Source organism: Stenotrophomonas sp. YJH_SMC_53, assembly GCF_059369995.1.
This window is the reverse complement of sequence record NZ_JCAFTF010000002.1, coordinates 451229-461440: the sequence shown is the minus strand read 5'-3', so window position 1 is coordinate 461440 and position 10212 is coordinate 451229. Positions and strand designations below refer to the sequence as shown.

General features: G+C 64.7%; 18 protein-coding genes and 1 tRNA gene. 1 reads left to right on the top strand and 18 read right to left on the bottom strand.

Annotated elements, in window-relative coordinates; genetic code table 11:
- Position 1: 1 nt before the first annotated feature.
- The 17 genes from AC5P7X_RS04935 to AC5P7X_RS04855 all read right to left on the bottom strand — a co-directional run bounded on the left by AC5P7X_RS04935 (position 2) and on the right by AC5P7X_RS04855 (position 8763).
- The gene (locus tag AC5P7X_RS04935; protein ID WP_481442436.1) at positions 2-280 is read right to left on the bottom strand and encodes a hypothetical protein; all 279 of its coding nucleotides are present in this window, start codon (positions 278-280) and stop codon (positions 2-4) included.
- Positions 277-1722: a DNA packaging protein gene (locus AC5P7X_RS04930; RefSeq protein ID WP_495214509.1), complete on the bottom strand. Its 1446-nt coding sequence runs from the start codon at positions 1720-1722 to the stop codon at positions 277-279. Before AC5P7X_RS04930 ends, AC5P7X_RS04935 begins: the two co-directional genes overlap by 4 nt.
- Before the next feature lie 111 nt (positions 1723-1833).
- Entirely contained in the window at positions 1834-2442 is a 609-nt protein-coding gene (locus tag AC5P7X_RS04925) for a terminase small subunit (RefSeq protein ID WP_046430098.1), read from the bottom strand.
- Positions 2443-2466: 24 nt separating this feature from the next.
- Positions 2467-2931 (bottom strand): hypothetical protein, encoded by a 465-nt coding sequence (locus tag AC5P7X_RS04920; protein ID WP_495214508.1) that lies wholly within the window; start codon positions 2929-2931, stop codon positions 2467-2469.
- A gap of 1 nt (position 2932) precedes the next feature.
- A complete protein-coding gene (locus AC5P7X_RS04915; RefSeq protein ID WP_495214507.1) occupies positions 2933-4036 on the bottom strand; it encodes a hypothetical protein in 1104 nt (367 codons plus the stop codon).
- Positions 4036-4239, bottom strand: coding sequence for a hypothetical protein (locus AC5P7X_RS04910; RefSeq protein ID WP_495214506.1), 204 nt, complete (start codon positions 4237-4239; stop codon positions 4036-4038). Before AC5P7X_RS04910 ends, AC5P7X_RS04915 begins: the two co-directional genes overlap by 1 nt.
- A gap of 1 nt (position 4240) precedes the next feature.
- On the bottom strand, positions 4241-4768 hold the full coding sequence (locus AC5P7X_RS04905) for a hypothetical protein (protein WP_495214505.1): 528 nt from the start codon (positions 4766-4768) through the stop codon (positions 4241-4243).
- Positions 4769-4772: 4 nt separating this feature from the next.
- The gene (locus tag AC5P7X_RS04900) at positions 4773-5321 is read right to left on the bottom strand and encodes a hypothetical protein (RefSeq protein WP_495214504.1); all 549 of its coding nucleotides are present in this window, start codon (positions 5319-5321) and stop codon (positions 4773-4775) included.
- Positions 5321-5725 (bottom strand): hypothetical protein, encoded by a 405-nt coding sequence (locus tag AC5P7X_RS04895; RefSeq protein ID WP_049407760.1) that lies wholly within the window; start codon positions 5723-5725, stop codon positions 5321-5323. Before AC5P7X_RS04895 ends, AC5P7X_RS04900 begins: the two co-directional genes overlap by 1 nt.
- Positions 5722-6006, bottom strand: a complete 285-nt coding sequence (locus AC5P7X_RS04890) for a hypothetical protein (protein WP_495214503.1) — start codon at positions 6004-6006, stop codon at positions 5722-5724. The genes AC5P7X_RS04895 and AC5P7X_RS04890 overlap by 4 nt, the downstream gene beginning before the upstream one ends.
- A 29-nt stretch (positions 6007-6035) precedes the next feature.
- Positions 6036-6332, bottom strand: a complete 297-nt coding sequence (locus tag AC5P7X_RS04885; protein ID WP_495214501.1) for a hypothetical protein — start codon at positions 6330-6332, stop codon at positions 6036-6038.
- Between the two features lie 4 nt (positions 6333-6336).
- Entirely contained in the window at positions 6337-6666 is a 330-nt protein-coding gene (locus AC5P7X_RS04880; protein ID WP_495214500.1) for a hypothetical protein, read from the bottom strand.
- Positions 6663-7037: a hypothetical protein gene (locus AC5P7X_RS04875; RefSeq protein ID WP_495214499.1), complete on the bottom strand. Its 375-nt coding sequence runs from the start codon at positions 7035-7037 to the stop codon at positions 6663-6665. Before AC5P7X_RS04875 ends, AC5P7X_RS04880 begins: the two co-directional genes overlap by 4 nt.
- On the bottom strand, positions 7034-7576 hold the full coding sequence (locus AC5P7X_RS04870) for a lysozyme (protein ID WP_495214498.1): 543 nt from the start codon (positions 7574-7576) through the stop codon (positions 7034-7036). Before AC5P7X_RS04870 ends, AC5P7X_RS04875 begins: the two co-directional genes overlap by 4 nt.
- Positions 7569-7760 (bottom strand): hypothetical protein, encoded by a 192-nt coding sequence (locus AC5P7X_RS04865; RefSeq protein ID WP_495214496.1) that lies wholly within the window; start codon positions 7758-7760, stop codon positions 7569-7571. The genes AC5P7X_RS04870 and AC5P7X_RS04865 overlap by 8 nt, the downstream gene beginning before the upstream one ends.
- Positions 7761-7955: 195 nt before the next feature.
- Positions 7956-8032 (bottom strand) — tRNA-Met (locus tag AC5P7X_RS04860).
- A 173-nt stretch (positions 8033-8205) separates the two neighbouring features.
- A complete protein-coding gene (locus AC5P7X_RS04855; RefSeq protein ID WP_495214495.1) occupies positions 8206-8763 on the bottom strand; it encodes a hypothetical protein in 558 nt (185 codons plus the stop codon).
- Positions 8764-8853: 90 nt separating this feature from the next.
- Here AC5P7X_RS04855 and AC5P7X_RS04850 point away from each other — a divergent pair, with 90 nt between their 5' ends.
- The gene (locus tag AC5P7X_RS04850; protein WP_495214494.1) at positions 8854-9348 is read left to right on the top strand and encodes a hypothetical protein; all 495 of its coding nucleotides are present in this window, start codon (positions 8854-8856) and stop codon (positions 9346-9348) included.
- Positions 9349-9366: 18 nt separating this feature from the next.
- On the opposite strand, the gene AC5P7X_RS04845 is transcribed toward AC5P7X_RS04850, so the two are convergent.
- Positions 9367-9990: a hypothetical protein gene (locus AC5P7X_RS04845; protein WP_495214493.1), complete on the bottom strand. Its 624-nt coding sequence runs from the start codon at positions 9988-9990 to the stop codon at positions 9367-9369.
- Between the last annotated feature and the right edge of the window lie 222 nt (positions 9991-10212).

The window sequence follows — 10212 nt, the reverse complement described above, 5'->3', positions numbered from 1 at the left end:
GTCAGTTCGCCTTCCTGGCGAGGTCGGAGGCGATCTGGGCGGCGATCGCCGGATGGGTGCCGGCAACGTCCTGGGCAATGCGCTGCAAGACAGTGCGAGCAGTGAGCTCGCTCAGCTCGTGGCTGCCGCGGTAGTCGACCATCGTGTCGCCCTCCGGCGATCGCAACATGAATGCGACGCTTACCAGTTGCCCTTCATCTGCTGCAGCCACCAGCAGCGACAGCAGGTCGACCAGCTCGACCGAGGTGGGTTTGTTCCGCTCGCGCGGGGAAACGTTCATGCGGTTCTCCAGTTGTCGTTGGCCATGCCGCGCGACTCACCAACACGGCGGCCGCTGCTGCTGACGTAGCCTTGGGCTGCCTGCCGGAACGCGTCGGCAGGGTTACTGGCCCAGTTGTGGAATGGGAGGTCGGAGTAGGTTTCGGTCTTTTCGTTCCAGACCTTGGTGTAGCGGCGCAGGGCTTCCAGCCCTCCGCGGCCCTCGCCTGCCTTGGGTGGGCCGCACCGGACCCTGTCGAACCGGCAGCGCGGCAGCATGTTGCGCACCATGTCGATGCCCTCGGTGATGTCGTTGATCCGGGGCACCACAACAATCGGCTTGATCCCCAGCTTGCCGGCCACCTGCACCCTGTTCTCGTTGGCGGACCAGTCCTCATTGGCACCGTCGTGCGGCCAGTAGTGCTTGCCGTACAGGTAGCCGCGCTCCTTCAGCACCTTGGCGTAGTGCGCCACGCCGAAGCCGGAGTTCTCGTAGAAGTCGACGAAGTCCAGCCAGGGGCCGTTCTCCTGCATGAACCAGATGCTCGTCGCGTCGCTGCGGCCGATGTCCCAGAAGGTGTGGATGGGCACCTGCGGGTTGATCGGAAGGTCGGTGATCCGTCCGCTGCTGTCGACGGCGGCCATTTCCTTGCCGTAGTACGCACCTTCGGTGCTCGCCTGGAAGGCTTCTTCCGGCGTGCTGGGGTGCTCGCGCTTCATCTTGTCGCGCTGCTCGGCCGCCTTCTTGACGTACCAGGCCTTCTGCTCGGGCCGCAGCGTGTATTTCATCTCCGCCTCGATCTTGGCGAAGTAGGCCTCGTCCTCGGCGGTCAGGGTGACGCCGTCCGGGTCGAGCTCGTTGATCGGATCCCGGAACCACGGATAGAAGTGGAAGCGGTAATCCATCGCCGTCAGCTTGGCGGTGCCGGCGCGGATCTGCCGGTCCAGCTCGATCGCCGTCTGGCAGCGCTCGTAGAAGTCGCCGGCGGCGCCATAGGCGGTCGACTCGATCACCACGATGTTGCCGGAGGCGATCGCATTCAGCGCGCCGGAGGCCACCTCCCCTGCCCGCTCCGGGTACATGGCGCACATCGGGCCGTACTCGGAGATATGCAGGAACGTCAGCGTGCCGCCGCGGTGGGACACCGAGACCTCAATGCTGGAGCCATTGGCCAGCTCCAGGACGCCGTCACGCATGTCGCGCCGGACTGCCGGCCGGATCTTCTTCAGCCAGTCCGGCAAGTTGTCGTAGGCGTACAGCACCTTGCTGCGGAAGAACTTCGCGGCGTCGCCGGCGGTGTGGGCAACCACGCCGGCCTTGGTGTTCTTCTTGAACAGCGCCATGTCCAGGGCGCGGATGCAGGCCCAAGTCGTGATGCCGTGCTGGCGCGACTTCAGCGCCAGGTTCAACGTGTGCAAGTTGTCGTCGAGATCGGCCTGCACCTCATTCAGCTTGAACTGCACCCGTCGACCGAACTTGTCGGTGATGTAGTACAGGTTGTTCAGCCGCCACCACCGATCACCCAGCTTCTCGATGATTCGGCTGGCGTCCTGGTCGCTCAGTTCCTCCACGGCTTACTTGCTCCGCGAGGTCGCCGGCCCGGGGCCGGTGTCGGACCCGTCGATGAGGTCCATCACGTCGCCCAGGATCCGCGTCTGGCTCTCGATCGGACCACCGTTCTTGCCGGTGTGCTCGACCTTCTTTGCGAACATGCCGAAGTGCGTACCCAAGGTCTTGACCGCATCGAGGCGGCTGACCAGCTTGATCTTCTTGGTCAGGCCGACGGCGCGCCGTTCGTCGCCCCGCCCCTCCCACTCTTCGAACACCTCCACACCCTGGACCAGGCTGGCCTCTTCCGCCGTGAGCTCGCTCATCGGCTTCAGGTTGCCGTGCTGATCGAACAGGGTGCGGATGTCACCCAGCGCCATGAAGGCCAGCCGGGCAAGCACCGCTTCCTGATCGACCCGCTGCGACAGCAGCAGCTCTTCCTTCCTGCTGGCCAGGTAGGCCTGCACCTTGGGGTTGGCCAGGAGCCTCGCCGCGGCGGCGCTGGCCGCGGCACCGGTGGCCTTGTAGCCCGCGCGCATGTAGGCCGCGGTGCCATTGAAATCAACCAGGTACTCGTCCGCGAACCGCCGTTGCTGGTCCTGCAGCCCCGTCGCCGGGTCAATCTTTCCGGCCACTGGCTGGGTTCCTCTCAGATTGGATCAAAGTTGCACTGCGGGGCCGTCACCTACCCCGAGCGGGAGTTCGACTTTTGACGGCCAGTTGAACTGGGAGGGTTGCGGCAGCAGCACCTGAACCTGCTCCCACGTCTCGACGCCGGCTGGCGGGACCTTGACCAGGTCCTCCAGCGCCTGATTCACGGCATCCCGCCACGCCACCATGGCGCGCGCCTCCAAGCGGTACCGATCCACGCCGCTGTTGTAGTAGCCGACGCAGGTCTCGATGCTGTCGTATCCGCGCTCATGCACCTCTGCCGCCATCCAGTCCCATGCAGCCGCGCGGATGGCGCGGTAGTGCTCGGGTGAATGCAGCTCGTAGGGCGGCGATACCGGCAGCGGCGTGTTCGATTCCAGCCACTTGGTCGGCCACAGGTAATGGTCGCGCGGGATAAAAGCGCCGGTTTCGATGCAAAGCAGAATATCGGGGTCTTTGGTCAGCTGGTACACGCTAAATCTCCGCGTCTGCTGTCCATTGGAATCGTGCAATGTTACCGACCCCAGCTGTACCGTTTTGCACGATTACCTCAAACGACATCGAACCTACATAATCAACCAGTGCTGGATGGTTTACACGGTGTACGCCGTCGCCTCCGTTTTCTGCCAGCTGCCCCGCAGTGCCATCGGAGGTGTTGTAAACGGTGATAGCTGGGACTGTACGCTTCCTTTGGCTGAAGCGGACAGTCGGGTAATGAAGGAGGTAGCCGGTAAGCAGCCCCGAAGTGTGGCCCCCGATCCGCGTAACAGTACCTGGCGAAATAGCGAGGTTGTAACTCTTTTCGTAGTAGCGCTGGCACAGGGCCAGCTCGACAGCGTCGGGGCGCCGATCAAATTCGGTGGCTACCGCGCCGCGCTCAAACTGGACCATCGCCACCTCAAAAAGACCGGCTTGCCCTACCAATTGACCGCCATATCCAGTTGGAGCCGCGAAATCAAAAAGCACCTGCAAACAGTCATTGCCAGAAGGCGCAGAGCCGAGTGTCTTGCCTTCAATAGATGGCACGTCGAACGTGCAGGTGTACTTCTGAAACGAAGTGGTGAGGGTGAAAACTGTGCCTTCGATAAATACAGCTGCAGACGCGCCGGTGCCGCCGCCGAAGTCCTGGATGATGCGGACGCCAACTTTCTTGCCGGCGACACCCGAGCGCATCCAGAAAGACAGCGTGGCTTTACCGTTGTGATACACGGCGACTTTTTCGATCTTCTGCCGCAGCCAAGCCGTATTGGTACCAGCGGCGATGTTCAGCCCAAGCCAGTACCGGGGTGGGCTTGGCACCGGCAAGATCGGCGACGAGTCAGAGACGGTGAAGGTGCCCACACCCCAGTTCGACGTGCCGGTGCCGAGAGAAGCGAACGACCACCGATCAATGGTGTAACCCTCGCCGTCAGGGCGGTTCGCCAGCGTCCCGCGCTGGGAAATACCCATGTCACCGTTGATCAGCAGATTCTTCCCCAGGAGCCCTTCGATCATGGAGCCGGGGATTGCGTCGCCGGACGCCAACTCTTCGACGCGGGCCGTGGCCTGGTTGAGGATCAGCGGGGTGCGGGTGGCCATCAGGTGGTCGCCTGTACGTCGAAGGTGCCACCTGCGCGCAGGCCGATCGTCATCGCGTAGGTCGAGGTCAGGGCGACGTTGAACACCCCGCCAGCCCGGAGCCCGACCGCGAGCTGCAGCGGAACACCGATCAAGATGTCACCGGTGGGCAGCTCCCTGGTGCGATTGCTCGCATCGAGGACAAGCGGACGGCGCGCTGCCATATCAGGCTCGTACCACCGGATTGCCGATCTCGGCGTTGATCTCGCCCACGTCGGTGGCCACGCCCAGGATCTGCAGGATGTGGCCGGCGGCGGTGGTGCCCGATGCCAGCGGCACAACGCCACCAGGCGTGGTGTGGCTCAGCACGTAGGTCGCCCCGGGCGACAGACCGGAAAGCGAGCTGTTCGGCCCTTCGAAGTACACGGTCGCGTCGCTGCCGATGGTGCCGACGCCGGCGCGCACGAAACCATGGGCGCGCTTGCCTGCGTTCGCAGCGCTGGCATCGGCCTTGCGCACCTTGGCAGTGCCGGCGTCGTCCCAGATGTTCACGTAGTCGCCGGCGGCCAGTACCTCGCTGGCCGGGTAGATCTTGGTGTCGGCGCCAATGCCAGCCGGCAACAGCGAGTCGTCGAAGCGGCCATCCGGGCCCAGGGCCGCGATCTTGCCGGCATCGGCAGCACCAGCTGACGCGGTGACGCCTTCGACCTCGGTGGTGATGTTGTTCTTGAGCTGCAGGGTCTTGTCGGCCATGGGTTCAGATCCGCGCAATGGGTGAGTCGAAGTCGATCATCAGGGTGGTGGCGTTGAGCGCTCGGCCAACGCACAACAGCCACCCGGCTGTGCCTGGGTCCTGGGTCAGCGCGCCGTCGGCGCCGCACCACACTGCGCCGTCGTGCCAGGTCCAGCTGGCTTCCTCGATCGTGCCGGCCAGTCGCACCGCGACCACGCCACTGTTGGCCGACTGCAGAGCGATGCCGATGCAGGCCTGCGCGTGTTCCAGCACCGCCGTGTCCGGGTGATAGGCCTTGCCGCTGTCCAGGCGAACGACGCGGTGACCATGGATCGGCTGTCCGACCGGGTACGTCGCTTCTGGCGAGGTGCCGTCTCGGCCGGCCGGACCGGCCGGGCCCTGCGCGCCGCGCGCTGCAACCTCAACCGTCCGCGTATCTGCCTGGATCGCCTCGACAGCCGTCGGCCGGGCCGTGGCGAGAATCGGCGTGCGGGAATCGCGGATGGCGACGGCGCCGCGGCGCTCGACCACTATCACGCGCGCCGCGCCCTCGCTGGCTCGGATCACAGGCATCAGCGTGTCGTCTCGCCCTGGACAGTGACCTTGCCGGCCACGAGCGGGATCACGTACTCAGGATCCGCGCCTGCGGGCTTGAACAGCTCCAGGCTGTAGCAGTGCTTCACCTTGCGCGCATTCGCCGGGTTCAGCACTTCGGTGGCTGCCGCCGGCACCGTGATCGCGACCACGCCGTTCTCTGGCTCCGCGATGACGAGCGAGCCGGCCGCAGTGCTGAGCTCCAGCACCAGGGTGTCGGCCTGGGTCAGCCCGAACTGGCCCGCCAGCGTCCGCACCTGCATCCGCGCCTGGTAGCCGGTCAGGTCGAACGGGCTCCCATCCGGGTTGGTGTAGGTGAAGTCGTCCTCCCACGTCGCGCCACGCACGACCGTGAGGCTGAAGCTGGCGGGTGTCCGGCTCACAGGGTCAGCTGGGCGTGCAGTGCGTTTACGACGGCGAGGGTCTGCGCAGCTGCGTCTCGCCTCTGGAACAGGTCTTCGAGCAATGGGGACGCGCCGACGGCACGTCCGGTGGATGCCGCCGAGTCGGGCTTCGCCTCTGCCAGCACTGGCGCAAGACGCCGCGCAAGCTGCTCGACAGCGATGTGCAGATCCTGCTGCGCCCGGGTCAAGTCATTCGTGGCGGATTCGATCGGGGTCTGCGGCTCCGCCAGCGGGGTTGCGCCGGCTTGCTGGTTCAACATGCTGCTCTCCTATGGCGCCGGGAGGGCGCTCAAAGCTGGATTACGTTCTTGGCGTCGAGCCGGCGCAGGCACTGTTCGCAGGCCCTACGTCGGACGTCGCAGGCGCGGAGCTTGTCGGCCAGCTGGCCCACCACGTCCCCGCCGATGTTGTCCCAGGCGTCCGCAGCACCAGGATCTGCGGTCACCCGCACGCCGGTGTCTTCGCCGGCGTCGACGCATGGGCGGAAGCACATCGCGTCGCACTGGGCTGGCACACGCTGCAGGTGCTGCGTGCAGCCGGCCAGCAGCACCAGTGCCGCGATCGGGAGAGCGTGGCGCAGCTGCATGGTGTCAGCGCTGCGGCCAGTGCCAGCGACCCGGGTGGCTCCCGGATTCCTCGCTGGCAGCGTCGCGGCTGGTGACCCACAGCACGTCGTTGCCATCCAGGAACACCTGCGCGTTGACCTGACCGTTCGGCTGGACCGCCACGACCAGGGCGGGCTGCACGTCGCCGGCGGAGGCCCTGTTGCCGACGTGCGCCTGCGCGCCCAGCGGCCAGGTGTTGTCGAGCAGGCGTTCCTGGATGGCCGGGCCATCGGTACGGCGCGCATTGATGCGGAGCGCGTCGGTATCGCTCAGGGTGTAGTGGACGATCCGCCCGATCGATGGTTTCTCGGTCACTTCGCGGTCCTGCTGGTAGGCCCGAGGGCCTGGTTGATGGCGTCGACCCGGGCCTGACCCGGGGCGCAGTTGGCTGGAAGCGGCTGCGCGGCAGCTGCTGCTCGATAGACGGTTCGGGTCCGCTCACCGCGCGCGGCGATCGCCTCCAGGCGCTCCAGCAGCTGCCCACTGTCGGACTGGGCCTGGCGGGCGATTCCGGCCGTCACCTCGAGCGTGTCTTCGAGGGTGGCGGCCCGGGCTGCAGCTGCAGCCTCACGGCGATCGCCGCACTGCCTGACGTTGAGCCAGAGCGACAGGCTCAACAGGCCGGCCAGGATGGCAACCCACTTCCAGGCTGCCCACCAGGCAGAGACGGCCGACGAGGTGATCACTGCAGGCGGCCCTGACAGGTGGCCATTTCCCACTGCCGGCGGTCGATCATGCCGCCGCATTTCGAACGCCACTGCGGAAGCGCGCAGTCGCGCTTGGCGCCGGCGATCGTGACGAAGCGCCACTTCCAGATTTCATGGCAGGCGGCGGTGCGCTCGCCGGCGTTCAGGCGCTTGGCCGCGGTGCTGCTGCAGAACGCGTTGTTGCCAACGTTGTAGGCGAAGTGGCCCCAGGCCTTGATCTCGTGGAATTCGAACTCACCGCGGACGCACTGCCCCATGTGGCCGAGCATGGTGCGGACGTAGGCGGTCTCCAGCCTGGTGCACTCGTCATCGGTGTAGCGCTTGCCCTTCATCACCGCTGGGCCCGTGATGCCGGCGCAGACAGTCAGGATGCCGGCAGAGTCGTAGTAGGGCACGTAGCGGCGCCCTTCGTGGGCCGAATCGTTCGTGCCCAGGGCGGCGACCAGCGCGCCGATCAGCGCCAGCGGTGCGGCAGCGAAGCCGACGCGCTGCTTGGTGCTGAGCTTGGTGTCAGCCACGGCGACGGATCCACGCCCAGAATCGCTTGGCGGTGCCCATGCGCGCGGTCCACCAGGCTGACCAGTCACCCCAGTTCTTCACCATGACGGTGAACGTCTGGACGGTGGTGAAGACGATCGTGCCAATCAAGGCCCAGTCGCTGAGGGTGTAACCCGGCGAGTAGGTCGCAGCGGTGACGCTCACAACCGCTCCGATCTTCGAACCTGCGACCGCCAGGTCCGTTGTGATCTGCTCTTTGATGCCCACCGCGGTTCCCCCAATGAAAGGAGGCCGGCATGGCCCACCACTACCGCGGTTGCAAGGTCGCGCGGACACCAGCGGCGCGTCTCACGACGGCCTATGTGCTGGCTTGAGTGGTGGCCATGACTACCGGCCATTTGGTAGCGGGAGGTGGATTCGAACCACCGACCTCGTGGTTATGAGCCACGCGAGCTGCCGGACTGCTCTACCCCGCAAACAAGAAGGCCGCTGATCGACCAGCGGACTCCCACGTCCTGGTCAATCAACGGCCTTTGAATTGAGGCGCCCATAAGAACGCCCACTGTAGGAATTCAAACCTACTTTCGGTTCCCGAGGCAACTGCGGTTCCTCATGAGGAAGAAATCTTCCTCATGAGGAACAACTGAGGTCAGCTAGATGAATGCCCACCGTTCATAGTTGCAGCGTGAATTACGGGCATCGACGCCTTCAGGTTGTCCACGGCCCAGTTCGCAATGCCGTTAAGAGCTAAGCCGTAGTCGGGCTGCCCGGCGAGGCACCTAATCAGCTCACCTATGGTGTTCCTAAGCCCTTCGCGATAGTCCGTAACAGCGCGTGTCGCATGTCCGACACTTAGGTTCGCTTCCACCATCTCCGCGGCAGAGGCGTAATGCTGCAGCGCTGAAGCGTTGGCGTGCATTGCGTGAAAGACGTTCAGGAGAAACAGTGCTTCGTCCCGGGGCAGCGCGCCGCACGAATCCTTGATCTCACCCAGCCTTGCGTTGAGCCAGTTGTAGGCATCCTTTGCGCCGTCGAACGCGGAGATCGCTGAGTCTGCGACGGCCTTGACAGTACTTGGCGTGAATGACTCATCGGTGTCAGCCATACGCACCGAATAGTCCTGAACCACCTGACGCCCTTTTCCGTACGCCACAGCCAATTCCTGCGCGCGCGCGAGAACCTGTTGTACCAATGCATCCTTTGCCACTCTGCTTCTCCATCTATCACGGGACGCGATTTGTCCCTAACAAACCTTAACAAATGTGATAATCCCGGCCAATACAGGGAGGGTGTCGCAATGATTGAGACCGTCTGGGGAATGACAGACTTGGAGCTGCGTCTGTTCACAGCGATGGGTCAATTGGCTCTGGCTGCTGCGGTCGGCTATGTAGCGCTCCGACAGTGGTTTACCGCACGGCAGCAGGCTGCTACTGCGAAGAAGAAGTTGAAAGCCGACTTGTTTGACAAGCGCATGGGGGCCTTGGCGGAAGTCGAGGATGCCGTCATTGAAATTCTCAGCGACAAGGTGACCCATGAGCGAACTCTTAGAATTCAACGCGGGGCGCGAAAGTTCAGATACCTCTTCTCAGATCCGGCATATCAGGAAGCCAACGCCATCGGTCAGGTTACGGCTCAACTCGCGATCATCGCGCCCCAGCTTCTGGAAGACACGATGGATGGAGATCTTCGCCAATCGTTGGTCATTCGGTTCCGCCAACTCAATGACGCTTTAGGCAAGGACCTGCTGAAGCTGCATGAAACATGCGCTGTGGAGCTGACTCTGCAGGAGTGAGGCGCCTCCGCAGATCGCCTACCACAATGCGCGCTGAAAACCCTGCCTGCCTCCGTGCAGCGCCTCCTGAAGGACGGCGCTGGCGCACTTGTGGGCCTTGATGTAGTTGCCCTTGCGCATCTTGGCTGACTTGGCCAGGCCTGCGAACGGCTGGCGCCGCTCCGGCCACACCAGCTCGTGCGCCGCGTCATAGATCACCAGGCGAAGGCGCCAGCGATCGGCGGGCTTGCCGAGATCCAGAGGCCGCGGCCGCATTGCACGCATGTCCTTGGCCACCTGACGGTAGGCAGCGAGGGAAAGCCGTGCAATCGCGGCGGGGCCCATCCTGGTCGCTACGGCAAGCGCGGTGTGCTTCTCCAGCGGATTACGCATGTAGCCGACCGCGCCGGCAATGTCGCTGCTGCCTAGCGGTGCCAAGGTGCTGCGCCCTTCAACGGGCATGCGGTAGCTCCCGCCGACCAGCAGGCGCGATAGCAGCTCCAGGACGTCACCCTTGCCCTCGTCGTCGAAGCCATCCGGGGCTGCGCCACGGCGCCGCTGCCCTGCACTGTCGTCGGCCGCCGACGGAAGCACTGGTGCGTGGCGGCACCAGGCATCCAGCGCAGCCGCCAGAGCACCGGCGGGATCCTGGCCAACAAACACGGCTGAGGATGCCCCGCAGCTGCAGCACTGGATCTGTGCGCCACGCGGGAATAGGCCAGGCGGGGCGGTACCACAGCGGCCACACTGGACTGGCGCGCTGCTGTCGAAGATGGCTCCCCGCGGCCCGCAGTGCCGGCACTGGAACTGTACGAGCTGCGACTCGCGGCCAGGCCAGCACACCCTCGCCTTGCCGTTGCAGTTGGCACAGCAGGGGATCTTCTT

Bases quoted from the DNA above. Each gene is read 5' to 3' on its own strand.
- AC5P7X_RS04885 (WP_495214501.1), bottom strand. From the start codon at position 6,332: ATGCAGCTGCGCCACGCTCTCCCGATCGCGGCACTGGTGCTGCTGGCC.
- AC5P7X_RS04905 (WP_495214505.1), bottom strand. From the start codon at position 4,768: ATGGCCGACAAGACCCTGCAGCTCAAGAACAACATCACCACCGAGGTC.
- AC5P7X_RS04850 (WP_495214494.1), top strand. From the start codon at position 8,854: ATGATTGAGACCGTCTGGGGAATGACAGACTTGGAGCTGCGTCTGTTC.
- AC5P7X_RS04890 (WP_495214503.1), bottom strand. From the start codon at position 6,006: ATGTTGAACCAGCAAGCCGGCGCAACCCCGCTGGCGGAGCCGCAGACC.
- AC5P7X_RS04900 (WP_495214504.1), bottom strand. From the start codon at position 5,321: ATGCCTGTGATCCGAGCCAGCGAGGGCGCGGCGCGCGTGATAGTGGTC.
- AC5P7X_RS04910 (WP_495214506.1), bottom strand. From the start codon at position 4,239: ATGGCAGCGCGCCGTCCGCTTGTCCTCGATGCGAGCAATCGCACCAGG.
- AC5P7X_RS04935 (WP_481442436.1), bottom strand. From the start codon at position 280: ATGAACGTTTCCCCGCGCGAGCGGAACAAACCCACCTCGGTCGAGCTG.
- AC5P7X_RS04915 (WP_495214507.1), bottom strand. From the start codon at position 4,036: ATGGCCACCCGCACCCCGCTGATCCTCAACCAGGCCACGGCCCGCGTC.